The following is a 26,046-nucleotide window of genomic DNA, read 5'->3' as shown; positions in this document are numbered from 1 at the left end:
TCCCCCCTCACAGCACGTTGGACAGACGGCCGTAGATCAGCTCGTCCACCCCTTCGGCATGGATGTCGCCCTTGTCGTCGACGCGCAGGACGAATTGCGGCAGGTTGTTGGTGGCATGGCCCCAGACCTGCTGGCCGCCCGCCTCCGCGTCAAACCGCGAATGGTGGCCCGGGCAGTTCAGCGTCCGGTCCCCGGCGTTGTAGCTCAGCATCCAGCCCTTGTGCGGGCAGAGCACCGAATAGGCCACGATATCGCCGTCCGGGCCCACACCGCCCTCGACCGCCTGGCCAAGCTTGAGCAGCACGCCCGGGCTGTCGGCGTCGGGATAGGCGATGTCCATCGGTTCGTTGACCGCGAGATCCGAGACATTGGCGAGCCTGTTGGACGGGTAGTCCACCCGTGCCAGGCTCCGGGCCTGCGCCTGTTGCGCAGGCAGCACCGTGGACGCCGCAACCCCTGCGGCACCCACCAGGCCACCACGCAGGAACTGACGGCGGCCCGCATCGACCAGCCGATTGCATTTCATGGAAAAGTCCTCCCTTGCTTTTCTGCCCACCATGTTAGGCGTGTGCACAGCCATTGCGCGACGCGCAGGAAGGCGATGCCGCGCCGCGGCTGTGCATTGATTTGAAGGGGATTTTTCTGGCGTTCGGAAATCCGAACATTTTCCGCCGGTTGTCAGAGGCCGAATTTCTGCATCTTCTCCCACAGAGTCGTGCGCGACACTTTCAGAAGCTTCGCCGCCTCCAGGATATGGCCATCGGTTCGGGTCAGCGCCGCCACGATCTGCTGACGTTCGGCGGCGTCGCGCGCCTCGGCCAGCGTCGAGAAGCGGTCGCTCTCCGCCCCGAGTTCCGGGAAGATGTCGGACGGGAACAGCCATTCCCCTTGGGCGGCCTCGACCGCCCGCAGCAGCCGCGCCCGCAACTCGCGGCCGTTGCCGGGCCAGTCATGGGCGCGAATGGTGCTCTCGGCGTGCGAGGACAACCCCTTGAGCGGCGGATCGCGCCGGCGGTTCAGCGCCTCGAAGAACTGCTTGGCCAGCCAGGTGGCGTCCTCGGGCCGTTCCGAAAGCGGCGGGATGAAAATCTCATGCGTCTTGAGCAGATACAGCAGGTCCGCTCTCAACTCCCCGGCGGCAACGCGCTCGTCGACGGCGGGCCAGGCCGACGCGATGGTTCGAAACGGTGCGTCCGCCGCCAGGGTCTTGATGAGATGGTCCTGCGCCGCCTGCGAAAGGCTGTCGAGCCCGTTGACATGCAGGGTCCCTTCGCCCACCTCGGCGATGGCGTCCGTCATCGCGGCGGAGGCCCGGTCGGTGCGATGTGCGTTGACCTCGACGAAGGGCGCGGCGCGCCGGTCCGACAGGTCGTGGATTCTGCGCGCCAGGCGCGCTTTACCCAGGCCCTTTTCGCCCCGGATCAGGACCGGGTGGTCGGCCGCGGCATATTCGGCGGCCAGCGCGTCGACCCGGCGCGCCCCGACCGAAATGCCGGTTTGCGGCGGCAGATCGACATTCTCCTCCGGGCGCAGGATCAACGCCAGCCGGTCGAGGAAACCGGCCATGTCAAACGGCTTGGTGATGTAATCCGCCGCTCCCGCCCGCAGCAGGCGCACCGCCTGGTCGATGCCCCCCTGGCCGGTGATGAACAGGAAGGGTGGCGGGGAGGTGGTGCGGCAGAGCGCTTCGTAGAGTTCCTCTCCCGTTCCGTCCGGCAGGCGGATGTCGCAGACCACGCCATCGACCGGCAGACGCGGCGTCCGGATCGCGGACAACCCGCGCCCCATCAGCTTGACCCAGGTGACGGATGCGCCCTCCAGTTCCAGGCGCTGGTGGATCGATCCGCCCATGATCTCGTCGTCCTCGACGAGCACGATATGCCGCCCTTTCAGGGTCATGCCTCCTCCCCCTTCGGGAGAAATACCACCAGGGAGGTCCGGCCGGCATCCCGGGCATGGCGGATGCGCCCGCCGAGACCGGCGACAAGATCATGCACCAGCCGCAGCCCCACGCCGCCGCCGGGCGCGACCGGCACGGACGACATCAGGCGGTCAAGGTCCTGCGCGCTCAAGCCTCGGCCATCGTCGGTGATGGTCAGTTCGATCCCGCCGTCCCGGGGGTCGACGCTCAGCCCGATCCTGCCGCCCTCGGGCGCCGCCGCAGACGCGTTCAGAAGCAGATTGAGAACGATCTGTCGCACCGGCGCAGACGGCAGCGACACCAGATCCGCCGCATCTGCCTGAACCTGCCAGTCGAGGCTTTGTCGCCTGCGGGCCGCCTCGGGCTCGAACAACAGCTTCAGATCATCGAAATCCGTGCGCCGCAAGGGAAGCCCGGCCCGGTCCAGGCGGTTCTCGTCCAGGATGGCGCGGCTCACGTCCTTCAGGTGCACGAGGCCACGTTCCAGAAGCTCGACGGACTTCTGCACCACCTCGGGCCGGTCTGCATAGGTGCGGATCGTGTCGACGGTGTTCAGAAGCCCGCCCAGCGGGTTGTTGATCTCATGCGCGAGGGATGAGGACAGCCGCCCAAGGCTGACGAAACGCTCGCGTTCGGCGAGGCGTTTCTCGGCCTCGGCCCGCGCGTCGATCGCCCCGGTCATCGTGTTGAATGTCCTGAGGAGCCGGGCCAGTTCGGTGTCCGATCTCGGGATCTCGGACTCGGGTATCCGGCTGGGGGCGCCGCCTGCATCATCCATGTGCTGGGCCAACAGCGTCACTGGTTTGAGCATCCGCGCCACAAGGAAATACCCCGCGAAAGCGAGGAGCGCGGTGGCCCCGGCATTGGCGAGCAGAAGATAGAAGGAGACCCTCTGGCGCTCTGCCACAAGGTCGCCGACATCGATCTCGGTGACGATCTGGCCAACCGTGCGCCCGGCGACCAGCAGCGGCGCGCGAACCCGGGCCTGCGGCGCGTTTCCCGAGGCGGTCAGCGCGGACAGCTCCGACGCATCTTTGGAAAACGGCGTGGCGTCGCTGTCCACGGGCGCGCGCAAGGGATCGGTCGCCGCCAGCACCCTGTTGCGATCGTCCGCCACGACCGTGAACAGCATCCGCTGGCCGTCGGACGCGACCCGGGCCCTGTCCAGCGTGTCGTAGATCTCCCACACATCCTTGTGCAGGACGAACGGCCCCAGCGCGACCGAAAGCCCCTCGACATGCAGCCGCGCGATCTCCCGCAACCTGTCGTCGTGAAGCCGGCTGAGCGACCGGAGCACCTGCTGCGACGCGACCATCCCCAGCACGATCATCAGCGCGCCCATAGCAAGGGCGACCCGGAGCGTGATCGGAATGCGGCTGATCGTCCGGTCCTTCATCCGTCCTATCCGAGCTCAGCCATTCGTGCAGCGATGCCGTCGAATAGCCGAACGTCGGGCTCGGCGATCCGGTCGAGGAACAGCAGGTCAAGTGCCTTACGCCCGGCCGGCGTCCCGTCCATCCCAAGGAGTGCGCGCTGAAGGGTCGTGACATCCGCGTCGCCCATCCGATCCGTCCGCGCCGCGAAGGGCGGGAAGCCCAGCCATTCTGACCGGGAAACGATCCGCGTCCGCCCCACCAGGTCAGGCTCCACCGCAGCGAGGGCCTCCCAGACATATCCGTCGACGCTTCCCGACCGGACGAGGCTGCCGGCCACCGCCCGCACCACGTTTCTGTGCCCCCAGGTGAAGATGGTGCGCGCGAAGAAGCTGTCGGGCGTCTCGCCCATCCTGGCAAGATCCGAGGCCGTGACGAGGAAACCGGAATTGCTGTCTGGGTCGGAAAAGGCATGCATGCCTCCGCGCAGCTCTCCCAGGCTGCCCGCCTCGTCTCCGGCCGAGGCGATGAGGTAGGATTGATACCGCGGCTGACCGCGCCAGACCGGCACGCCGAGCAGGGACAATTGGCTCCGATGCTGGAGGAAGGGGTAGCCGCACAACCATGCGGCGTCGACCGAGCCATCCAGCAGCGCACCGGTGATTTCCTGGTAGGTCCTGCGCTGAACGAGATCGATATCCCGCCCCATCCCCGCCGAAAGCGCGTCGCGCAGACGCTCGATTACCGCCGCGTCGTTGTCGAGGAAAACCGGCGTCAAGGCCAGCCGGAACAGCTGCTGGGCCCGCAGAATAGAGGGCAGCGGCAGAACCGCGGATGCAGCCAGCGACCCGATCAACGTCCTGCGTCTCATCAACGTTCCTCCCCTCGCGAAAGCCTAAGCCTCTTGCACGACAGGGGGCAATCCCGTTCCTGTGGGGGCCCCGATCTGATCTTGAGGAAGCTGAGGAAAATCGGCTCGGGCTGCGCGGTGCCTTCGCCGCGCCAGAACGAGATCCGCGCGACCTGTTCAGGCGTCGCCTCACACGCTGGCTGTCGGCGCCCGCCGAGCGTTCGGCGGGCGCCAGGTGTTGGCCTAGTTGTAGTCGCCGCGGCCCGCGGGCTTGACCAGGGCCACGGTCACGATCCAGTAGACCGCGCCGCCGGCGACCGCGGCCGGCAAACTGGCCGTGAGGATCTCGTAGGGCGAACGCGAGACATAGGTCAGCGGGTTCAGCAGATAGACATAGACGATGAAGCCCGCCGCCATACCCGCCAGCGCCGCCGGGTTGAACCCGCCCCAATAGGCATAGGCGGACCCTTCGGAGTTGTCATAAAGCGCGCGAACGTTCAGCCGCTGCCCCCGGAGCAGGAAGTAATCCACGATCTGGATGGCACAGAGCGGCGCGAAGAACACCCCGATGAAGGCAAGGAAGGTGCCGAAGTTGTTGAAGAACAGATCCGGCAACACGACCCCGATGAAGGCCACCGGAACCAGGCCCAGAAGCAGCGTCACCTTCCACGACATCTTGCCGACACCGGGCACGCTCTTCAGGCCGACGGCGGTGGCATAGACGCCCACGATCGCAGTCCCGAGGTTCGCGGCGATCACGAACAGAAGCGCGATCGTGCCGTAGAAGCTGCCGCCGAGTTCGACCATCCATGCGGACGGGTCCGAGTTCTCCAGCGCCAGGATCGCCGCCAGGCCGATCACGCTCAGCAGCGGCACCGGCAGGCCCATGCCCAGCATGGCCGGCTTGACCGCGGTATGCGCGTTCGGCGCGACCCGCACCATGGCGCCGATATAGGGCCACCAGCTGAGCAGGCTGACGATGCCGATCTCGATGCCGGTGACATAGTCCCACTGGATATCGCCCGAGGCATAGGCCGGGGTGGCCGTGGCAATCGCTTCGGACTGGTTGGAAAACAGGATGTAGATCATCCAGAGACCGACGCCGACCACGAAGAAGAACAGGATGTTCGAGGCCCGCTCGATCCCGGTCTTGCCCTTCAGCAGCACGCCAAAGATGATCGCGCAGGCAACCAGCGTCGCCACGATCTGGACCATTCCGGCGCTCGCCTCTTCGACGGCACCGATTGTCAGCAAGAGCTGCACGACCGATTTGCCAAAGAAAATGATCAGCAGCGAGTTCCAGCCGATGATCGAGGTGTATTGCAGGAAAACCGTGACGATCCACCCGCGGTTACCGAACTGCGGGCGCGCCGCGACGATGGAGTCGATCCCGTAGCGTGTCGCGGCGGGAACGACCGCCAGTGTGACCAGGAACATCCCGATCATCGAGCCCGCCGTCATCGTGGCGAAGCCCTGTTTCAGGTTCAGGTAATAACCGACATATTCGCCGATGATGTAGCACCAGGTCGCCGTCGCGGTGACCAGAAGGACGATCCCGAGCTCAAGCTGGCCCCAAGTCCGTTCGGATTTGAGCAGCGGCCAGTTGGTCTCGTCGGCGGGATCCATCCCGGCGGGGGCTCCCCCTTGTGAAATATCGCTCATGTCACCACCCCCAAAGCAGAAGAAGCACCGGGCCGATCACGCCGGTCAGAAGAAGGAAAATCCAGTCCCCGGAGCTGAGGCCGCCCCCCTGGTTTTCCGGTTTCTCGAGCTCGGCCAATCGGCGATCGAGCTCCATTTGCATCGTTCTGTCGTCCATTCCGTCCTCCCTTTCCGATCTGTTGGGTTTTCTTTTTTCTTCCGATCTTTTGGCGATCAGTTTTTCTTGAACATTTCCTCGTCAGGATACGGGAACCACCAGAAATCCTGGGGCGCGCATGCGGGGTCGATCATGACCAGCTTGGTTTCGCGGAAGGTGTCGATGCCCTCGGGGCCAAGCTGCCGCCCGAGACCGCTGAACTTGGAGCCCCCGAACGGCCCCGCGTCATTGTCGAGCAGCGGCGCGTTCACCCAGACCATCCCGGCCTGGAGGTCCTCGGTGGCGCGCACCGCCTCGCCCAGATCCCTGGTGTAGATATTGGCGCCCAGCCCGTAGGTGCTGTTGTTCGCATGCGCGAGCGCCTCGTCGAAATCCCGGACCCGGCAGATCGGCGCCACCGGGCCGAAGCTTTCGTTGTGGAACAGGCTCATGTCCGGGGTGCAGTCCACCAGCACGGTCGCATCCACGAACCAGCCCTGGTTGAACCCGGAGGGCCGGCCGCCGCCGATTGCGGCGCGCGCGCCCTCGTCCTTTGCCCTCGCAAGCACGGCTTCGTAACGGTCGCGTTCCTTCGATGAGACCAGTGGCCCCATGTCCACCTTGTCGAGGCCGTTGCCGATCCGCAGTTTCGCGGTTTCCTCAACCAGCTTCTCGACAAAGGCGTCGTGGATATCCTCATGAACATAGAACCGCTCGGCCGAGACGCAGATCTGGCCGCAGTTCATGTAGGCCGAGAAGGCCGCGGCCCGCGCCGCGATGTCGAGCGGGGCAGACGGCATCACGATGAAGGGATCGTTGCCCGAGGTTTCGATCAGCGCGGGCTTCATCAGGTCGCCGCAGGTGGCCGAGACCGAGCGCCCCACCGGCACGCTGCCGGTGAAGGCCACGCCGTGGGTGCCCGGATGTTCGACCAGCCGGCGGCCGACCTCGCCGCCGCCGGTGACGACCTGGAACAGCCCCTCGGGCAGGTGACTGAACGCCTCCGCGAAGAGAAGCGTGGTCAGCGTTGTATATTCCGAGGGCTTCACGATGCAGGCATTTCCGCCCGCCAGCGCCGCGCCGGCCTCCCAGGCCAGCAGCACCATCGGATAGTTGAAGGGCATGATCAGCGCGATCGTGCCCAGCGGCTGCTTGATGGTGTAATGCATCTGGCCGGCCACCGCGGGGCCCATCACCCTGCCCATATCGGAGCGACCGATCTCGGCCGAATAGCGCAGCGAGTGGACGCACCAGTCCACCTCGTCCAGCGACTCCTTGTAGGGCTTGCCCATCTCGCGCGTCAGCGCCTCGGCCAGAAGCGGCCGCAGGCGCGTGATCGCGTCGGCGGCCTCGTGGATGGCATGCGCGCGCTCGACCGAGGACAGATCCCGCCACCAGGATCTTTGTGCCGCGTTGGCGATCTCGATGCAGGCGTCGATCTCTTCGGGCGGGGTTTCGGTGACGCTGCCGATCACCGCCTCGGTCGCCGGGTCGATGACATCGAGGCCCCGCGTGCCGCCGCTCGTCCGGATCCCCCCGGACCGGAAATTGCCGCCGCTCACGCGTTTGAAATGCTCCAGAACTTCGGTCATTGTCCTTCCCCTTTCTGTCAGGCCTTGATGCGTTCGTTCGCCGGGTCGTAGAACGGCCCGAGTTGCAGATGCGCCGGGTATCTCTCGCAGGCGACTTCGACCTCGAACGCGCCGGATTTCAGGAACTCCGCCGTCACGCCGCCGGGGTCGCTGACATAGCCCATGCCGAGCGAGGCCCCGGTGCGGTGGCCGTATCCGCCGGAGGTCACCGAGCCGATGATCCGGCCACGGTGCAGGATCGGCTCTTCGTGGTAGAGCATCGGCGCGGCGTCGCCGCCCTCCAGCCGGATCTGCACCAGCCGGCGGGTGGGCGTGCCCGCCTCGCGCGCCCGCAGAAGGGCGTCGCGCCCGCGGAAGCCGGGCTTGTCCCAGGCGACGGCGAAGCCGAGACCCGCCTGAAGCGGCGTGTCCTCTTCGCCGATGTCGTGGCCCCAGTGGCGATAGCCCTTTTCCATCCGCATCGAATTGATGGCGAAGAACCCGCCATGGCCAAGCCCAAACCCCGCCCCCGCCTCGACGATCCGGTCGAAGACATGCTGCGCGAAATCCGCGGGGATATAGAGCTCGTAGCCGAGCTCGCCGACATAGGTCAGGCGGCTCGCGCGCACCTGCGCGTAGCCGATCGGGATCTCGCGGCTGGTGCCGAAGGGGAACGCCGCGTTGCCGAGATCCTCGCCGCTCAGCGCCTCCAGCAGCGCGCGGGATTTCGGCCCCATCAGGGCCAGCATGGGCAGGCCCGCCGAGACATCGCTCAGATGCGCGTGCGCGTCCTCGGGGATGGAGCGCCGCAGCCAGCTGAAATCGCGGGTCTGGGAGGCGACGATGGTGACGATCATGAAAGAGGTTTCCGACAGGCGCGTGATCGTCACGTCGGCCTCGATCCCGCCGCGATCGTTCAGCCACTGGGTATAGACGACCTTGCCAATGGGCACGTCGACCTGGTTGGCCGAGACCCGGTTCAGCACCGCCGCCGCATCCTTGCCGTCCAGCCGGAACTTGGCAAAGCAGCTCTGGTCGAACAGGGTGACGTTCTCGGCGGTGTTCAGGCTTTCGGCGCGGGCATCGGCGAACCAGCTTTGCGGCCCGTAGGAATACTCGATCGCCGTCGGGCGTCCTTCGCGGGCAAAGAAACCGGGACGTTCGTAGCCCGCGGCCTCGGTCATCGAGGCGCCGGCCGCCAGCAGGCGGTCGTGGAACGGGCTGCGGCGCACGTTACGCGCGGTTTCATACTGCCGGTAGGGCCAGTGCATCTGGTAGAGCAGGCCCAGCGTTTCCTTGGTGCGGTCGAACAGGTAGGTCTTGTTGGACTGGAACGGCTGCATGCGCCGCACGTCCACATCGGCCAGTTCGACCGGCGGATGGCCGTCGCGGATCCAGTCCGCCAGGGCCTTGCCGACCCCGCCGGAAGACAGGATCCCAACCGAGTTGAAGCCGCAGGCGCAGAACAGACCGGCGACCTCCGGCGTTTCGCCCAGCAGGTAGCGGTCATCGGGGGTGAAGCTTTCGGGGCCGTTGAAGAACAGCTGGATGCCCGCCTGCGCCAAGGCGGGCACGCGCTCGATCGCCATTTCGAGGATCGGCTCGAAATGCTCGAAATCCTCGGGCAGCGAGTCGAAACAGAAATCCTCGGGGATACCCTGATGGCCCCAGGGCTTGGCCTCGGGTTCGAAACAGCCCAGCAGCAGCTTGCCGGCGTCCTCCTTGTAGTAGGAGCATTCGTCCGCGACGAAGAGCACCGGAAGGTCGCGCTTCAGCTCCTTCATAGGCTCGGTCACGATGTAGAAATGTTCCGCGGCATGCAGCGGCAGCGACACGCCGATCTGCGCGGCCAGGTCGCGCGACCACATGCCCCCGGCGATCACCACCTTGTCGGCCCGGATCTCGCCCTCGGCCAGTTCCACCCCGCGCACAACCCCGTTTTCCACGATGATCCGCTTCACGGGGGTGTTTTCAAGGATCCTTGCCCCGCGCATCCGCGCGCCCTTGGCCATGGCCATGGTGACGTCGGCCGGATTGACCTGCCCGTCCTTCGGCATCCAGATCGCGCCCGCAAGATCCGAGGTCTCGACCCCCGGCCAGCGTTCGGCCACCTCGCCAGGCGCGATGACATGGGCCTCCAGCCCGAAATTCCGGGCCATGGAAACGCCACGCTTCAGCTCTTCGAACCGCGCCTCGGTTTTCGCCAGGCGCAGCGCGCCGTTCTGTTTGAAGCCGGTGGCTTGGCCGGTCTCCTCTTCCAGGGCGCCGAAAAGCTCGCCGGTGTATTTGGCGAGCTCCGTCATGTTGCGGGTCGCGCGAAGCTGGGTCACCAGCCCCGCGGCATGCCATGTCGTGCCGCATGTCAGCTGCTTCCGCTCGCATAGAACCACATCGGTGATCCCCAGCTTTGTGAGGTGATAGGCAATGGAGCACCCGGCCACCCCACCGCCAACGATCACGACATCCGCTCTGCTTGGTGCGCCCATCTTCCCCTCCCGGACAACCGCGGCAGATGATCCGAGAGAAAGTGAATTTTTACAATGTTTTTTTCACTATGGTTTCATTTAAGGCTCCTTACCTTTACTTCGTCCGATGGCTTCGACTAAGTTCGCCGCGCTGGCGTCCACAGCAAGGGGGCAAGAGGGATGGCAAAGACAACGAAGCGATTGTCGAGGTCGGAAGCCCTCCGTGGCCCCGTGAAGCCGGAGCCTATCGAGGACATCGAAAACGTTCTCGACGCTGGCGTATCCGTTGGCCAGGAGATCAAGTTCCTGAGGAAGGCCAGCGATGTCACATTGACCCAACTGTCCCGGGCCACCGGCCTTTCGCAAGGCTATCTCAGCCAGATCGAACGGGGGATTTCATCCCCCTCCGTCAAGGCGCTGCATTCGATCAGCCGGGCGCTCGGGGTGAACATTTCATGGTTCTTCAGACCTGCGCAGAACCTCGATGACGATCTCGACGAATTCGTCGTCAGGCATGACAAGCGGCGCAGCCTCACCTTCGAAAGCGGGATTACCGACGAATTACTTTCCCCGAATCTGGCGCGCGGGATCGAGCTTCTCAGATGCACCTTCGCGCCGCATTCTGCCAGCGGAACGGAGCGCTACGAACACCGTGGCGAGGAAGCCGGGATTGTCATCTCGGGGAGGCTGGCCCTGTGGCTCGGCGATAAACGGGTGGACTTGGAAACAGGCGACAGCTTTGCCTTCGAAAGCACCATTCCCCATCGTTACGCGAATGAGAACGATCAGGAAGCGGTTATTATCTGGGCAATATCCCCACCGACCTACTGAGGCGCCCGCCCTGCCCCACAAGGCTATCCGGTTCGTTTCTGAGTGGATGAGCACCCTGGGCGCTCTTGGGCGGCGCGTTCGGGCGAGGGATGCGGCATCCGAGAACGTTGCGCCGACCGGCGGCGTTATGGTGTAGCTTCGGTTTGCCGAAATGATTGTGCCGAACGCAAGGGAAGACAGCTCTCGCCGCTGGGCACTGCACTGCGGGATCGCGCGCAGTCTAACCCTATGTTTACGATGGAACCGCCATCGCACTCAGCTGCTTGCGCGCCGAAAGACCGAGTTGCGCATATTCTGCCAAATGCTGCGACCTGAACGAATTGGTGGGGCGCAGGAATAGCCGGCAGCCAAATTCAGCACTTGGCGGGCGACCGCCAGCAGTGCTCTACTGGAACAGCATTTAAGCCGATCAGCAGGGACAGTGACCAGCATTTAATTACCCGAGAAACTGTCCAAGGGTCGGGGAGTAGCTCACCGCGGCCGGATTTCACGCCCGGGCCTGTTCACCGCGCTTGGGCAAAGCAAAAGGAGCGCCAGGTCGTGCAAATTACACATTCGGATCCGCCCCGTCACGGCAATCGGTCCCCTGGTATTGCCCGGTCCGGTTTGCGGTTTTCCCTGGCCCTGGCGGCTTGCATATTGGGCAACGTCGCACAGGTGCAATCCTCGCCCTCCGAGCAGCGCGCGCAATACGAAGCCGCCAGGGCGAAATCCATCATCGAGTTGCAGCCCTTCCGCAGCGAACAGTCGGCCAGCCTCCCGGGTTCGGACGCGACGGTGCGGCTGATTTCTCTCAATCCCGCGGTCAATTCCTGGTTTCTCTTGCAGATCGGCAAAGCTGGCGCGGGCCAACAGAAATACTATCACCTCGAAAATCCCAACCCCGGCGGTCAGAAGATTTCACTGTCCTCCGGTCCGGCGCTCAAACTGACCGGCTCGGGCGGGACCATGACATGCGCGCCCTGGCAAGACCCGTCTGCGCTTGCCGAGGCGGCGGCGTCTCGCCGACCCTTTGCGCCGATCTGCGGCGGGCGGCTGTATCTGCGCAACCGGGCGGGTGGATCGACCCTCAGCATGGCGCGCGGCGCGCCGTCCGGCGGCGGCGGGCAATCGGGTGGGGGGCCGGCCCCCGCGGCACTTGCCTCGCCCGGCAGCCCTCAGGTGATCGCCGCGCGGATGGGGCTTGGGTTGTCGGGAACGAACCCCGGCCAGATGACGATGGGGGCCTGGCACCCGGTTGCCGGCCTCGCTGGCGTCTTCGCGAGCGCCCTGCAGCCCAAGGCGATCAGCAAGGCGGTCCTGCAGGGCCCGGGCAGCGTGAACGCGCTCGATGGGGTGGAATTGGGGTCAACCGTTTACCTGGTGGCGTTCGATCTGTCGCGCTATGATCTCGGCTATGCGGTCGGGACCCAGGAACCGGGTCTGACATGGTCGTCGCGCCCGCCGGCATCGGTGCGCGCCCGCGGGCTGCCGGGGCCGGATGGCGTTGGCTCGCCCGCGCCTCTGGTCCCGCTTGGCATGGTCAGCCCCAGCTTGGCGGGCCGCACGGTGGCCACCTTCGCCGGCGGGTTCAAGCGGCATCACGGGGCGTTCAAGTCGGGACCGCTCGCGGCGGTCAACGGCGGCTCGCACTACGGCTTCGTCGAGCAGGGAGCGATCCTCAGCAAGCTGCAGCCCGGCCTGTCGACCCTGTTCGTGCAGAACAACGGCCAGATCGAGATGAAGACCTGGACAAGTTCGGACGACAAGTTGCTGCCCAAGATCAGGTTCGCGCGGCAAAACGGCGTGCCATTGATCGAGGGCGGCGTTCCCGGGCGGTATGTGACGCAATGGGGGGCGGGCAACTGGTCGGGGTCGGCCGAGGCCAAACTGCGCACCCTGCGCGCGGGCGCCTGCATGCTGGGTAAGGGACGCCAACGCTATCTCGCCTACGCCTACTTCCCGGCCGCGACGCCCTCGGCCATGGCGCGGACCTTTCAGGCCTATGGCTGCCAATACGCCATGTTGCTGGACATGAACGCGCCGGAACTCACCTATCTCGCGCTTTACGTCAACAGCGGCGGCAAGACCTACATTGAGCATCTGGTTCCCGAGATGGCCGCCTCGGACAGAAGCGGCGGCGCTGGCGTGGTTCCGAAGTTCCTTGGCACTCCCGACCCCCGCGACATGTTCTACATCATGCGGAAGGGGCGCTGACCGCGATCACGGGATCGGTTGTTTCCGTTGCGAACTCGAGCGTCATCGAAAGGCGCCACTCTTGGGAAATGACCTGCTCCCCTGTGAGTCCTTGTTTATGAGTTATCTCTGTTCAGGGTTTGGTCCTCTCTTGACCGTTGGTGATACCCCCGCGGGGTGAGCCCGTCGAGGCTCGAGTGGGGGCGGTGATGGTTGTAGTCGTCGCGCCATGCCGCACTCAAATGGCGGGCATGGCGCAGGTTGGCGAACAGGTGCTCGTTCAGGCACTCGTCCCTCAGGCGGCCATTGAAGCTTTCCACGAACCCGTTCTGCATCGGTTTGCCCGGCGCGATGTAGTGCCATTCGACTTGCCGATCCTCCTGCCACTGCAGGATCGCGTTCGAGGTGAGCTCGGTTCCGTTGTCGCTGACCACCATGCAAGGATAACCTCGCATCTCGGCAATCCGATCCAGCTCCCTGGCGACACGGATGCCCGACAGCGAAGTGTCGACCACCGAGGCCAGGCATTCCCGGCTGAAGTCGTCGATCACGTTCAGGATACGGAACCTACGCCCCTCCGAGAGCGTGTCGGACACGAAGTCGAGCGACCAGCGCTGGTTCGCCCCCTGTGGGATTGCCATCGGCGCCCTGGTGCCGATGGCCCGTTTCCGCCCGCCGCGTTTACGCACGGTGAGCCCCTCTTCGCGGTAGATCCTGTAGAGCTTGTTCCAGTTCACGGCCCAGCCCTCACGTTTCAGCAGGATGTGCAGACGCCGATAGCCGAACCGCCGGCGTTCGCCCGACAGCTCCCGCAGTCGCTGGCGCAACTCCCGGTCCTCCGGCCCGGTCCGCTGCCGCCGATACACACGCGGCTCGATCCCGGCCAGGGCACAGGCCCGTCGTTGCGAGTAGCTCTTTTCCTTCATGGCCCAGTCCACAGCTCGCCGCCTCGAACCGGACCTCAGAAGTTTTTTCCCAGCATCTCTTTCAGCGTGGCAACATCGAGCATCTGCTCCGCCAGCATCTTCTTGAGCTTGGCGTTCTCGGCTTCCAGCGCCTTCAGCCGCCTGGCATCGGACACTTCCATGCCGCCAGACTTCGATCGCCACTTCTAGAAGGTCGCGTCGCTGATGCCGTGTTTGCGGCACAACTCCTTCGCGCTGAGCCCGGCCTGGTGCTCTTTCAGGATGCCAATGATCTGCTCTTCGCTAAACCGGCTTCTCTTCATCGTCTGTCTCCTCGGTTGGAGAACAGGCTAACCTCAAAACGAGGACTTTTCAGGGGAGCAGGTCAGCTCCAACAAACTTCAATCAGAATCGTGCTGCAGTTCTGATTTCCGGGCTTGGAGTCGTATTCTGCACTTTTTTGAAATGGCAGCTATGGGCTCCGAACTGCCATTAAGTGTATCCAACCTTGGTCACGCAGCGAGCGTTCGAGAGCTTCCAAAGCCATTACATCTGATGCTCAGCTAGCCCAACTCGGCCAAACGGTATTGATGCTTGGTACAGGTAGCTCAAGTTTCAGTGGAGGCGAATGAACGCCTACGAGGCCCCCCATGTTATGGCAGCACATCCGTTTAATGCCACGCGAACGGGGCGGGGAACATACACATCAGCGCCCACAGCCTGAGTATGTGTCACGACTTGCCGCTGGGCGAGCTCCAGAGCGGTCGCCAGAGCTCGTCTGTCACGTCATACAGCAAAATACGACAGGGCAATCCCATGCCGCAGCGCGGCAGCTTTTCAGTAAAGTTGTTTTCAAGTCCCGAAGACTGTGCGGATTTTGTGCCAGATTCTGTCAAAATTGGCGGAATTTCGGTGAATTTCGGTGAATTTGACCGTGCAAAGAGACACAAATTTCTGCGCCGCAGCGAAAATAAATTATCTATTATTATCATATGGTTATGGCGGAGACGATGGGATTCGAACCCACGAGACGGTTTCCCGTCTACTCCCTTAGCAGGGGAGCGCCTTCGACCACTCGGCCACGTCTCCGCCGACCCGTATAGCCGTGCAAGCATAGGATTTACAAGGCGAAATTGTCCGGTTTTCGAAAGTCGCGGATCAAGGCCCCAAACCCTTGAAATGGCATGAAAAGGCACCGGGACGCGCTGGTCTGGGGCAACATCCGTTTCGCTTCCCTTGCCGCGAAAACCGCATCGCGGAGCTGAAAACATCGGCTTTTCCGACACGATCCGGGTGGCGCGGGGGGCCGTCGGATTCGGCATCTGCGGCGCGCCGTTCGCTCCGATCACCCCCTCGGAAGGCGGATCCTTCACCCCCGCGGTCGGGCGCGGGCCAAGGCGGCATATTCTTCCGCCGCAGCCGCCTCGCGCGCCGGGCCGCCGCGGATCAGCGGTCCGCCCCTGCCCACGTCGGGGATGTCGCAGAGGCGGCGGCCGATCGGCTTGGTGCCGATAATGGGCTCCACCGCGCCGATCATGGACGATACGGGGCTGGATTTCGAGGATCGAAAAGCCCATCAGACGGCGATCGCCCGAGATTTAAGGCCAATCGACCTCAGCGCCCCGCCTGGACGGTCGAGTTGGCCCGGACCGCACCACCGAATTCCGCTATTCCCGACACCGCTTGAACCCCGCCCGGGCGCCGCCGACGCGCGGCGCGGCGATGCCCCGGTCTCAAGGCCTGCGACCGCTTTCCCGATGACGTCCCGTTCACCATAAAACCGCCCTCCGCGCGCAGGCCGATGTCGGCCTGCGCGGCCTGGAACGATGCCGGCCCGCGCCTATTCCGCCTGAAGGGTCGACAGATACTCGATCAGGGCGAGAATGCGGAAGGTCACATAGGACTCGACATCCGCGGGGCCGAAATCGGGATCGAGCGACGGGTCCGCGCGCGCCCGGTAGCGGTCCCCCCACACAGGCATGGCGCGGCCGCCATGCGCGCGCACATCGGCGGTGCCCTCGACCATCTCGTAGACGCGCGATACCGGGAACACCCCGCCGTTGTTCTTTTTCAGAAGCGAAAGCTGCGGCACCCCGCCGGCCGCAAAGAACGAGGCCAGCGGCCCGTCGCCGTCCCCCTTGGCGCCGTGGCAGGAGGCGCAGCTGTTGGTGTACTCGAACTCGCCCACCGTCATGCCCGCCGCATGGGCGCCGGAGGCAGGGACGACTGTGCAAAGGCTCGCCGCCAGGACGGCGGAAAAGAAAGGTTTCATCGGTAATGACCTCCCGTCGCAAACTGAACTTTTCCGAAATCGCGCGTTTCCCGTTACGCGAGGTCAGACTAACACAGTTTCCGGTTCTTGTCGCATGCAGCGCGCCGCCGGGCCTTCGGCCGGCCGGCATGGGGAGATCACCGGCGCAGGGCCTCCGCCCGTTCCCCGGCCGGGAAACGGGGCGGAGGCCGTGACGGCACGCGGGTCTTCAACCCTTGCCGGCCGCCTCGCGCCGGACCAACCGCAGGTCGTGCAGCACCGCGAACATGGCGGGCGTGACGAACAGCGCCAGCAGCGTCGCCCCGGTCAGCCCGAAGGCCAGGCTGGCCACGATCGGGCGCAGGAACTGGGCCTGGGTGCTCTGCTCGAACAGAAGTGGCCCCAGACCCACCACCGTGGTCAGCGAGGTCAGGAATATCGCCCGGAACCTGTCGCGCACCGCCTCCTGCGCGGCCTCCGGCAGATCCGCGCCCTCGGCAAAGCGCTCCTTCATGAAGGCCACCAGCAGGATCGAGTCGTTCACCACCACGCCGGCCAGCGTGGCCAGCCCCACGAGGCTGGGCAACGAGATCTGCAACCCCAGCGCCATGTGGCCCCAGACCACCCCCACCGCGCCCAGCGGGATCGCCGCGACCACCACCACCGGCTGCAGGAAGCTGCGGAACTGGAAGGACAGGATCAGGTAGACCCCGATCAGCCCGATCACCATGTTGCGCCCCAGCGAGGCGCCGGTGGTGGCGGTGTCCTCGGCCTCGCCCATGATGGTGACGGAGACGCCGGGGTGCTTCTCGGCCAGGCCCGGCAGGAACTCGGCCTTGAGCGCGGCCATCAGTTCGCGTGCATTGGCGATGGCGGGGTTGATCGCGCCCTGCACGGTGACCGTGCGCTGGCCGTTGACGCGGTTGATGCTGGCGTAGCCGCGGCCCTGCTTCACATCCGCCACCGCCGACAGCGGCACCAGCGTGCCGCCCGGCCCGGTGATCCGCAACTCAAGGATATCGGACAGCGTCATCCGGTCGCCGGCGTCCAGCCGCGCCACGATATCGAGGCTGCCCAGCCCGTCCTGCACCTCCAGCGCGGTATCCCCGCGGAAGCCCGCGCGCAGCTGCGTGGCGATCCCCTGCGCCGTGACCCCCAGCGCCGAGGCCGCCGCCGGGCGCAGGGTGATGATGTATTCCGACCGACCGGGCTGCAGATCGAAGGTCACGTCGCGCACGCCCTGGAATTCGCGGAAGAACTTCCGCATCTCCCTGGCCGTGGCGCGCAGCGCGTCCAGATCGTCGCCCTGCAGGCGGATGTCGATCGGCTTGCCGCCCGCCCCCCGCTCCTTGTCGGTGAAGCGCAGCGCGGCCATGTCGGGCATCGGGCCGGTCAGCTTCTTCCAGTAGTCGACGATATCCGTCACCTCGGTCCTGCGCACGCCCGCCGGCAGCAGCTTGGCGCTGACGGTGGCCATGTGCGGGCCGGTCTCGGGCGTGTCGGCATTGGCGCTGTAGGTGATGGTGTAACTCTTCACCAGCGGCTGGCCGGCGGGCTGCTGCGGCGTCCACTCGGCGTTCATCTGCTCCAGCGCCTTGACGACCTTCGCCACGCGCTGCTCGGTGCGTTCCAGCGGCGCGCCCTGCACCAGCAGGAGCCGCGCCTCGACCGTGTCGCTTTCGAGCTGCGGAAAGCTCTGATACTTGATGAACCCGCCGGTGTAGGGCGCGGCCGAGAACAGCAGCAGGAACCCCGCCAGCCCCAGGGTGAAATAGCGGTAGCGAAGGCTGATCCCCGACAGCGGCACCACGATCCGGTCGCGCACCCAGTCGAAACCGCCGTTCACCGCCCGGCTGACCCGGTTCGGCGCGAGATCGCCCTTCAGCGAATGGTGCACGTGGTTGGGCAGGATCAGGAAGGCCTCGACCAGGCTGACGATCAGGGTGATCACCAGCACGATGGGGATGTATTTCAGCACCGCCCCGATGTTGCCCGACATGTAGCCCAGCGGCCCCACGATCATCACCGTGGTCAGGAACGAGGATACCACCCCCGGCCCGACCTGCCGCGCGCCGTTCACCGCGGCCTCCATCGCGGCTTCACCGGCCTGGCGGCGGCGCACGATGTTCTCCGAGATCACGATGGCGTCGTCCATCAGCAGGCCGATGGCCACCAGCAGCGCCACCATGGTCATCATGTTGATGGTCAGCCCGAACAGCTGCATGGCGAAGATCGTGCCCAGGAACGAGACCGGCAGCCCCATCGCAACCCAGAACGAGAAGCGGAAGCCGAAGAACAGCCACATCACCGCCAGCACCAGGATAAGGCCCTGCACGCCGTTCTCGGCGATGATCCGCAGGCGGTCGCGGATGTTGGAGGTCGAATCCTGCGAGATCGCCAGCGCGATGTTGCCCGGCGCCTCGGCCTGGGCGCGCTCCAGCAGGCCGTCGAGCGCCGCCTTGACCTTCAGCGCGTCCTGTGTGGCGGTCTTGTTGACCGAGACGATGGCCGCGCGCTGGCCGTTGTAATAGGCCGCCTGCGCCGGGTCGCTGAAGCCGAGCGTGATCTTCGCGACGTCGCCCAGCAGCACCTCGCCGCCCGTGGCGGTGCCGGTCAGCGGAATCCCGGCCAGTTCTCCCACGCTGCGCTTCTCGCCGAGGAAACGGATCGCCGCCTCGCCCTGCCGCCCCTCCAGCGTGCCAGCGGGCATGTCGAGGCTGTTGCGCGCCAGGACCGCGCCGATATCCGCGATGCTCAGGCCATAGCGCTGCAGCGCCGCGGCCTCGAACTCGATCGCGATCTCGCGGCCGGAAAAGCCAGAAACCGTGACCTGCGAGATCGCCGGGTCGGCCTTCAGCCGCTCGGCCAGGTCGTCGGCATAGGCCAGCAGCACCAGCGGGTCGTCCGGGCCCGTCACGGCGATCGAGGCGACCGAGGCCACGCGCTCGACCACGCGGGTCACCGGGTCGTCGGCCTTGTCCGGGAAGCGGCCGATGCCGTCCACCGCCGCCTTGATGTCGTTGTGAAAGCGCGTCATGTCCGCGCCCTCGACGATCTCGGCGGCGATCACAGCCATGTTGTCGCGCGCAAGACAGCGCAGCTCGGCCAGGTTGTCGACGGCGCGCAGAGGGTCCTCGGCCACCTGGCAGATGCCGGTTTCCACCTCGGCGGGCGAGGCGCCGGGATAGGCGATCCGCACCTCGACATCCGAAGGGGGCACCAGCGGAAAGGTATCACGCTGAAGCGTGGGCAGGGCGGCGATCCCCAGCGCCAGAAGCGCCAGCATCAAGATATTCGCCGCCGTCGGGTGAACGGCAAAGAGACGGATCATTGGTCCTGCCCCTTGCCCTGGCCCCTGCCCTGACCGCCGCCGGCGGCCGCGATCTGCGCCTTGACCGCCTTGTCCTCGACCGGCTTGACCGCCATGCCCGGCACCGCGATCGCCGGATCGGTGACGACCAGCTTGTCGCCCTCCGCCAGCCCCTCGGTGACCACGGCGATGTCGCCGATGGTGTAGCCCACCGTCACCTCGCGCCGCTCAAGCGTGCCCTCGGCGCTGACCACCAGCGCCTTGCCGCCGCGCACCGCGTCCAGCGGCGCCGCCAGCACCGGCCGCTTCGGCGCGCTGAGGATGACCTCGACGAACATGTTGCGCCTGAGCGGCGGGCGCTGCCCGGCCTGGGCCTGCGCCACTGGCTGATCGACCCGCACCACGATGGTACTGCTCTGGGTGCGGGCGTCGATGGCCTCGCCCACGCGGTCCACCGTCGCCTCCCAGATCACCGAATGGCCGGGCGCGGGCAGCCGCACCCGGGCCTTCAGCCCCAGCACATTGGCGCCGTCGCCCATGGCGCGCACCAGCGGCCCGACCCGGCCGATGGCGAACTGCGCCGCGATCTCGACCGCGTCGATGCCCTCGGCGGTCAGGAGCGTCTGGCCGCGGTTGACCACCTGCCCGATCTCGGCGTCGACGCTGCCGATCCGCATGTCGTAGGGCGCCTTGATCGCGGTGAATTCCAGCGCCCGCGCGGCGGTGGCGCGCTGCGCCTTAAGCACCTCGCGCTCGGCCGCGTTCAGGGCCAGCTGGTTCTCGATCTCGGTGACCCTGGCACGCGACGACAGTTCGGCCCGGCGCGCGGTGTCGCGCTTGGCCTGGGTGGCGACGCCCTGATCGGCCAACTCCTGCTGGCGGTTCAGATCGCCCAGCGCGAGCGCGAGGTCCGAGCGCGCGATCTGCAGGCTGGCGGTCAGCGTCTCGTCCTTCACCGCCTGCGCCGCGAGCTGCGCGTCCATCTGCGCCAAGGACAGCCGCAGGTCGGTGTCGTCGAGCCGCACCAGCGTCGTGCCCGCCGGCACGATCTCGCCGCTGGCGAGCTGCGGCGCGGTCTCGATCACCTCGCCCTCGACCCGCGCGATCGCGCGCCATTCGCGCGTCGGCGCCACCGTGCCGTAGCCGGTGATGCGCGGCACCATCTCGACCGGGGCCATAGTCAGCACGCGCACCGGGGTGGGCGGCTGGCTGCGCTCCTTGCCGGCAGGCGGCTGTTTCAGGGCGTCGGAATAGGCCACGCTCAGCCCGCCGAGCGCGACCGGCGCGGCGAAGGCAAGCATGCGGAAAAATGCTTTGGACCAAATCGGCATGGAATACCTCATATTGAATGTCGCGAATATGTCTAGGGGCAGAACAGCCCGCCGCCTAGCCCCTTCGCGCCAGGCGCGCCCGGCCCGCGGGCGGCGCGTAAAGACCCCGCAGAAACGACGAACGCCCCATGCGCGGCGGGGCGCATGGGGCGTTCGCGGAAATTTCCGGGCGCTGCCGGATCAGGCGTTGAAGAGGAAGTGCAGCACGTCGCCGTCCTTCACCGCGTAACCCTTGCCCTCGGCGCGCATCTTGCCCGCGTCCTTGGCGCCCTGCTCGCCGCCGCAGGCCACGAAATCCTCGTAGCCGATGGTCTCGGCCCGGATGAAGCCGCGCTCGAAATCGCCGTGGATGACGCCCGCCGCCTGCGGCGCCAGCGTGCCCTTGGCGATGGTCCAGGCGCGCGCCTCCTTGGGGCCGATGGTGAAATAGGTCTGCAGCCCCAGCAGCTCGTAGCCCGCGCGGATCATGCGGTCGAGACCGGCCTCCTTCAGCCCCAGTTCCTCGAGGAAGACCTCGGCCTCCTCGCGGTCGAGCTGGCTGATCTCCTCCTCGATCTTGGCCGAGATCACCACCGCGGCCGCGCCCTGCTCGGCCGCCATCTTCTCGACCGCGCGAGAATGGTCATTGCCGGTGGCGGCCTCCTCCTCGGAGACGTTGCAGACACAGAGGATCGGCTTGCTGGTCAGCAGTTGCAGCATGTCCCAGGCCTTGCGGTCCTCGTCGTCCACCTCGACGGTGCGGGCGGGTCTGCCCTCCTCCAGCGCGGCCAGCGCGGCCTTCAGCAGGCGCTCCTGCTGGACCGCCTCCTTGTCGCCGCCGCGCACCTTGCGGGTGAGGTTCTGCAGCCGCTTCTCGATCGACTCCATGTCGGCGATCATCAGCTCGGTCTCGATGGTGGCGGCATCCTCGACGGGGTTCACGCGGCCCTCGACATGGGTCACGTCGTCATCCTCGAAGCAGCGCAGGACGTGGGCGATGGCGTCGCATTCGCGGATATTGGCCAGGAACTGGTTGCCCAGCCCCTCGCCCTTGGAGGCGCCCTTCACCAGCCCGGCGATGTCGACGAAGGTCATGCGCGCGGGGATGATCGCTTTCGACCCGGCGATCCGGGCCAGCGTGTCGAGGCGCGCATCGGGCACCGCCACCTCGCCCACGTTGGGCTCGATCGTGCAGAAGGGGAAGTTGGCGGCCTGCGCCGCGGCCGTCCTGGTCAGCGCATTGAACAGCGTCGACTTGCCGACATTCGGCAGCCCCACGATCCCGGTTTTGAAGCCCATCGCCTGTGTCTCCTCGAAAAGGGTCGGGCGCATGTAGGGGCTGCGGCGGGCAGAGGTCAAGCGGGGCATTGATTTTCGGGGCGCGATGCCGCAAACCGCAGGGAACCAGACCAGAGGACGCCCATGACCCGCATCGACCGCAAATTCGCCGCCCTGAACGCCGAGGGCAAGAAAGCCTTCGTCGCCTATGTCATGGCGGGCGACCCCGATTACGACACCTCGCTGGAGATCGTGAAGGGCCTGCCGGGCGCCGGCGTGGACATCATCGAGATGGGCATCCCCTTCACCGACCCGATGGCCGACGGCCCGACCATCCAGCTGGCGGGCCAGCGCGCGCTGGAGGCGGGCCAGACCCTGCAGAAGACGCTGGATATGGCGGCCGAGTTCCGCAAGGGCGACGACGAGACCCCGATCGTGATGATGGGCTACTACAACCCGATCTATAACCGCGGCGTGGACAAGTTCCTGGTGGACGCCAAGGCGGCGGGTGTGGACGGGCTGATCGTGGTGGACCTGCCCCCGGAAGAGGACGAGGAACTCTGCATCCCGGCGCAAAAGGCCGGGCTGAACTTCATCCGCCTCGCCACCCCCACCACAGACGACAAGCGCCTGCCGAAGGTGCTGCAGAACACCTCCGGCTTCGTCTATTACGTCTCGATCACCGGGATCACCGGCGCGGCCGAGGCACAGGCCGGCGATGTCGGCCCCGAGGTGGCCCGGATCAAGGCGAAGACCGACCTGCCGGTGATCGTGGGCTTCGGCATCAAGACGCCCGACAACGCGCGCGACATCGCGGCGGTGGCCGACGGCGCTGTCGTGGGCTCGGCCATCGTCAAGCAGATCGAGGAAAACCGCCCCGTGGCCGAGATCCTCGCCTATGTGAAGGGCCTGGCCGACGGCGCGCACAGCGCCTGACCGCGAACAGGATTTCCAGCAAGAAATTCGCGTGTCCCGCGCCTCAGCCCAGGGTCACGTCCAGCACCATCATCAGGATCAGCCCAACCACCAGCCCGGCGGTGGCCGCGTTCTGATGCCCGCGACGGTGGGTCTCGGGGATGATCTCGTGGCTGATGATATAGATCATCGCGCCCGCGGCAAAGGCCAGCCCCCAGGGCAGCACCAGCGCCGAGGCGCTGACCGCCGCGGCGCCCAGGACCCCGCCCAGCGGCTCGATCAGCCCGGTCGCGGTGGCCACCAGGAACGCATAGAGACGGCCGTAGCCCTGCGCGCGCAGCGCCAGCCCCACGGCCAGCCCCTCGGGCGCGTTCTGCAGCCCGATGCCGGTGGCCAGCGACAGCCCGTTGCCCACGTCGCCCCCGCCAAAGCCCACGCCCACGGCCAGCCCCTCGGGAAAATTGTGGATGGTGATGGCGATGACGAAGAGCCAGATCCGGGCCAGCGCGCCGGGATCCGCGCCCTCGGGTCCGGCGATGAAATGCTCGTGCGGAAGCGCCTCGTTCATCGCGGCCACCGCCAGCGCGCCCAGCCCGATGCCCGCCCCCACGATCAGGGCCGCGGCCGGCACCCCGCCATATTGCCGCTGCGCCGCCTCGAGCCCGGGCAGGATCAGCGAGAAGAACGATGCCGACAGCATAACGCCCGCGGCAAAGCCCAGCATCGCGTCGTTGCGGCGCGCGGGCACGGCCCGGCCCAACAGCACCGGCACGGCGCCGACCCCGGTCATCAGTCCGGCCGCCAGACTCGCCAAGAGGCCCCAGGTCACGATACTCATGCGCCGATCCTGCGCGAGACGCCGCCGGGCGGCAACCGCGTTGCCCGGCAGGACCGCCGCGGCGGAACAGGATTGCCAGACTCCGCATGCATTGGTAAGCGGAATTGACCAAAGCGAGAGGTTTCGCCATGCCCGTCATCACCAATATCGAAGACCTGCGCCGTCTCTACGAACGCCGCGTCCCGCGCATGTTCTATGATTACGCCGAATCCGGCAGCTACAGCGAACAGACGTTCCGCAACAACACCACCGATTTCCAGGATATCCTGCTGCGCCAGCGCGTGGCGGTGGACATGGCCGGGCGCTCTACCGCGTCGCAGATGATCGGCGAGGACGTGGCGATGCCGGTGGCCCTCGCCCCGGTCGGGCTGACCGGAATGCAGGCCGCCGACGGCGAGATCAAGGCCGCCCGCGCCGCCGAGAAATTCGGCGTCCCCTTCACGCTGTCCACCATGTCGATCTGCTCGATCGAGGACGTGGCCGAGCACACCTCGAAACCCTTCTGGTTCCAGGTCTACACGCTGAAGGACGACGACTTCATGCAGCGCCTGTTCGACCGCGCCCGCGCGGCGAACTGCTCGGCCGTGGTGATCACCGTCGACCTGCAGGTGCTGGGCCAGCGCCACAAGGATCTGAAAAACGGCCTGTCGGCGCCGCCGAAACTGACCCCGAAATCCATCGCCAACATGATGACCAAGGTTGGCTGGGGCATCGGGATGCTCGGCACCAAGCGCCGCTTCTTCGGCAATATCGTGGGCCATGCCAAGGGCGTCTCGGACCCCTCGTCGCTGTCGGCCTGGACCGCCGAATCCTTCGACCCCTCGCTGAACTGGGAGCGCATCGCGCAGTTCCGCAAGATGTGGGGCGGCAAGGTGATCATCAAGGGCATCATCGACCCCGAGGACGCCAAGCAGGCGGTCAATATCGGCGCCGACGCGATCGTGGTGTCGAACCACGGCGGCCGGCAGCTCGACGGCGCGCTCTCGGCGATCCGCGCCCTGCCCGCGATCATGGACGCGGTGGGCGACAAGATCGAGGTCCATCTCGACAGCGGCATCCGCTCGGGCCAGGACGTGCTCAAGGCGCTGGCGCTGGGGGCCAAGGGCACCTATATCGGCCGCTCCTTCGTCTATGGCCTCGGCGCAATGGGCGAAGCCGGCGTGACCAAGGCGCTGGAAATCATCCAGAAGGAGCTCGACATCTCGATGGCGCTCTGCGGCAAGCGCAAGGTCACCGAGCTCGACCGCAGCATCCTGATGGTGCCCAAGGGCTTCGAGGGCGACTGGCAGTAAGATCGCGCGCCTTCGGCGCACAGCTTGTATTGCGCCGCCCTCCGGGCGCCGCGCGCCTCCGGCGGGAGTATTTGAGCCAAGAAGAAAGGACGTGCAGCCTTCTTCTTGGCCAAAAATACTCAGTCCGCCGGCGCCGCAAGCGACCGGCCCCGGGCGGGCCGCGCCGCGGATGAGGCCACCAGCCGCCCGAAGGGCCAAAGGGCGCGGCGCCGCAGGCGCCTCCTTTGAATCGCGACGGTTTTTTCTCTTTTCCTCCGGCCGAGTCTCGTCTATACGCGCGGCTTCATCGGGCATACACCCTTGGAGGATGCCCATAACCTAGGAGATATATCATGGCTGGTCAGATTCCTGATCTTCACGCCACGGTTCGGACGGGGACGGGCAAGGGGGCCGCTCGTCAAGCTCGTCGCGAGAACCTGGTACCGGGCATCGTTTACGGCGGCGGCGAAGACCCGCAGCCGATCAACGTCAAGTACAACGAGCTGTTCAAGCGCCTGAAGGCGGGCCGCTTCCTGTCCACGCTCTTCAACCTCAAGGTCGAGGGCCAGGAAGACGTGCGCGTGATCTGCCGCAACGTGCAGCGCGACGTGGTCAAGGACCTTCCGGTCCACCTGGACCTGATGCGCCTGCGCCGCACCTCGCGCATCAACCTCTACATCCCCGTCGAGTTCATCAACGAGGAAGCCGCGCCCGGCCTCAAGAAGGGCGGCGTGCTGACCGTGGTGCGCCCGGAGGTGGAGCTGAAGGTGACCGCCGGCGACATCCCCGAGAAGATCACCGTTGACCTGACCGGCCTGAACATCGGCGATATCGTGCATATCTCGGACATCGCGCTGCCCGAGGGCACCCGGCCGATGATCACCGACCGCGACTTCGTGATCGCCAACATCTCGGCTCCGTCGGGCCTGCGTTCCGCCGAGGACGAAGCCGGCGAAGAGGCCGAAGAGGGCGGCGAGGCGTAAG

Annotated in this window: 18 protein-coding genes, 1 tRNA gene and 1 pseudogene; 5 read left to right on the top strand and 15 right to left on the bottom strand. The window is 66.2% G+C overall.

Going from position 1 to position 26,046, the window contains the following annotated elements:
- Nucleotides 1-7: 7 nt before the first annotated feature.
- The 8 genes from KCI33_RS10930 to KCI33_RS10895 form a co-directional block, all read right to left on the bottom strand.
- The gene (locus tag KCI33_RS10930) at nucleotides 8-526 is read right to left on the bottom strand and encodes an arsenate reductase (azurin) small subunit (RefSeq protein ID WP_212524821.1); all 519 of its coding nucleotides are present in this window, start codon (nucleotides 524-526) and stop codon (nucleotides 8-10) included.
- A gap of 152 nt (nucleotides 527-678) precedes the next feature.
- A complete protein-coding gene (locus KCI33_RS10925) occupies nucleotides 679-1,899 on the bottom strand; it encodes a response regulator (protein WP_212524820.1) in 1,221 nt (406 codons plus the stop codon).
- The gene (locus KCI33_RS10920) at nucleotides 1,896-3,317 is read right to left on the bottom strand and encodes a HAMP domain-containing sensor histidine kinase (RefSeq protein WP_212524819.1); all 1,422 of its coding nucleotides are present in this window, start codon (nucleotides 3,315-3,317) and stop codon (nucleotides 1,896-1,898) included. Before KCI33_RS10920 ends, KCI33_RS10925 begins: the two co-directional genes overlap by 4 nt.
- 5 nt (nucleotides 3,318-3,322) lie before the next feature.
- A complete protein-coding gene (locus KCI33_RS10915; RefSeq protein ID WP_212524818.1) occupies nucleotides 3,323-4,165 on the bottom strand; it encodes a PhnD/SsuA/transferrin family substrate-binding protein in 843 nt (280 codons plus the stop codon).
- Between the two features lie 222 nt (nucleotides 4,166-4,387).
- Nucleotides 4,388-5,770, bottom strand: a complete 1,383-nt coding sequence (locus KCI33_RS10910; protein WP_212524817.1) for a cytosine permease — start codon at nucleotides 5,768-5,770, stop codon at nucleotides 4,388-4,390.
- A 37-nt stretch (nucleotides 5,771-5,807) separates the two neighbouring features.
- Complete coding sequence (locus KCI33_RS10905) at nucleotides 5,808-5,963, bottom strand: hypothetical protein (RefSeq protein ID WP_212524816.1); 156 nt, start codon at nucleotides 5,961-5,963, stop codon at nucleotides 5,808-5,810.
- A 56-nt stretch (nucleotides 5,964-6,019) separates the two neighbouring features.
- Nucleotides 6,020-7,534 carry an aldehyde dehydrogenase family protein gene (locus tag KCI33_RS10900; RefSeq protein WP_212524815.1) on the bottom strand — a complete coding sequence of 505 codons (1,515 nt, stop codon included), beginning with the start codon at nucleotides 7,532-7,534 and terminating at the stop codon, nucleotides 6,020-6,022.
- 17 nt (nucleotides 7,535-7,551) lie between these two features.
- A complete protein-coding gene (locus tag KCI33_RS10895; protein ID WP_212524814.1) occupies nucleotides 7,552-9,999 on the bottom strand; it encodes an FAD-dependent oxidoreductase in 2,448 nt (815 codons plus the stop codon).
- Nucleotides 10,000-10,158: 159 nt separating this feature from the next.
- On the opposite strand from KCI33_RS10895, the gene KCI33_RS10890 reads away from it, so the two are divergent.
- Nucleotides 10,159-10,809 carry a cupin domain-containing protein gene (locus KCI33_RS10890; protein WP_212524813.1) on the top strand — a complete coding sequence of 217 codons (651 nt, stop codon included), beginning with the start codon at nucleotides 10,159-10,161 and terminating at the stop codon, nucleotides 10,807-10,809.
- Nucleotides 10,810-11,448: 639 nt separating this feature from the next.
- Nucleotides 11,449-13,005: a hypothetical protein gene (locus KCI33_RS10885; RefSeq protein WP_212524812.1), complete on the top strand. Its 1,557-nt coding sequence runs from the start codon at nucleotides 11,449-11,451 to the stop codon at nucleotides 13,003-13,005.
- A 95-nt stretch (nucleotides 13,006-13,100) separates the two neighbouring features.
- On the opposite strand, the pseudogene KCI33_RS10880 reads toward KCI33_RS10885, so the two are convergent.
- The 6 genes and pseudogenes from KCI33_RS10880 to ychF form a co-directional block, all read right to left on the bottom strand.
- A pseudogene (locus KCI33_RS10880) lies at nucleotides 13,101-14,212 on the bottom strand (IS3 family transposase).
- A gap of 676 nt (nucleotides 14,213-14,888) precedes the next feature.
- Nucleotides 14,889-14,978: transfer RNA gene (locus tag KCI33_RS10875), tRNA-Ser, on the bottom strand.
- Between the two features lie 751 nt (nucleotides 14,979-15,729).
- On the bottom strand, nucleotides 15,730-16,161 hold the full coding sequence (locus KCI33_RS10870; RefSeq protein ID WP_212524811.1) for a c-type cytochrome: 432 nt from the start codon (nucleotides 16,159-16,161) through the stop codon (nucleotides 15,730-15,732).
- Between the two features lie 208 nt (nucleotides 16,162-16,369).
- Nucleotides 16,370-19,471 (bottom strand): efflux RND transporter permease subunit, encoded by a 3,102-nt coding sequence (locus KCI33_RS10865; RefSeq protein WP_212524810.1) that lies wholly within the window; start codon nucleotides 19,469-19,471, stop codon nucleotides 16,370-16,372.
- Nucleotides 19,468-20,781: an efflux RND transporter periplasmic adaptor subunit gene (locus KCI33_RS10860; RefSeq protein ID WP_212524809.1), complete on the bottom strand. Its 1,314-nt coding sequence runs from the start codon at nucleotides 20,779-20,781 to the stop codon at nucleotides 19,468-19,470. Before KCI33_RS10860 ends, KCI33_RS10865 begins: the two co-directional genes overlap by 4 nt.
- Nucleotides 20,782-20,961: 180 nt before the next feature.
- Nucleotides 20,962-22,059 carry a redox-regulated ATPase YchF gene (ychF, locus tag KCI33_RS10855; protein ID WP_212524808.1) on the bottom strand — a complete coding sequence of 366 codons (1,098 nt, stop codon included), beginning with the start codon at nucleotides 22,057-22,059 and terminating at the stop codon, nucleotides 20,962-20,964.
- A 123-nt stretch (nucleotides 22,060-22,182) separates the two neighbouring features.
- On the opposite strand from ychF, the gene trpA reads away from it, so the two are divergent.
- Nucleotides 22,183-22,974, top strand: a complete 792-nt coding sequence (gene trpA / locus KCI33_RS10850; RefSeq protein WP_212524807.1) for a tryptophan synthase subunit alpha — start codon at nucleotides 22,183-22,185, stop codon at nucleotides 22,972-22,974.
- A 43-nt stretch (nucleotides 22,975-23,017) separates the two neighbouring features.
- Here trpA and KCI33_RS10845 read toward each other — a convergent pair whose 3' ends face one another.
- The gene (locus KCI33_RS10845) at nucleotides 23,018-23,791 is read right to left on the bottom strand and encodes a ZIP family metal transporter (protein ID WP_249139023.1); all 774 of its coding nucleotides are present in this window, start codon (nucleotides 23,789-23,791) and stop codon (nucleotides 23,018-23,020) included.
- Between the two features lie 128 nt (nucleotides 23,792-23,919).
- Between KCI33_RS10845 and KCI33_RS10840 the strand changes: the two genes are divergently transcribed.
- The gene (locus KCI33_RS10840; protein ID WP_212524806.1) at nucleotides 23,920-25,083 is read left to right on the top strand and encodes an alpha-hydroxy acid oxidase; all 1,164 of its coding nucleotides are present in this window, start codon (nucleotides 23,920-23,922) and stop codon (nucleotides 25,081-25,083) included.
- 332 nt (nucleotides 25,084-25,415) lie between these two features.
- Nucleotides 25,416-26,045, top strand: a complete 630-nt coding sequence (locus KCI33_RS10835) for a 50S ribosomal protein L25/general stress protein Ctc (RefSeq protein ID WP_212524805.1) — start codon at nucleotides 25,416-25,418, stop codon at nucleotides 26,043-26,045.
- The last annotated feature ends 1 nt before the right edge of the window (nucleotide 26,046 follow it).

The sequence above is a fragment of the Actibacterium sp. MT2.3-13A genome (genome assembly GCF_018139985.1).
Taxonomy (GTDB): domain Bacteria; phylum Pseudomonadota; class Alphaproteobacteria; order Rhodobacterales; family Rhodobacteraceae; genus JAGSOU01.
The sequence above is the reverse complement of the archived record's forward strand: the minus strand, read 5'-3'. Positions and strand labels throughout refer to the sequence as shown.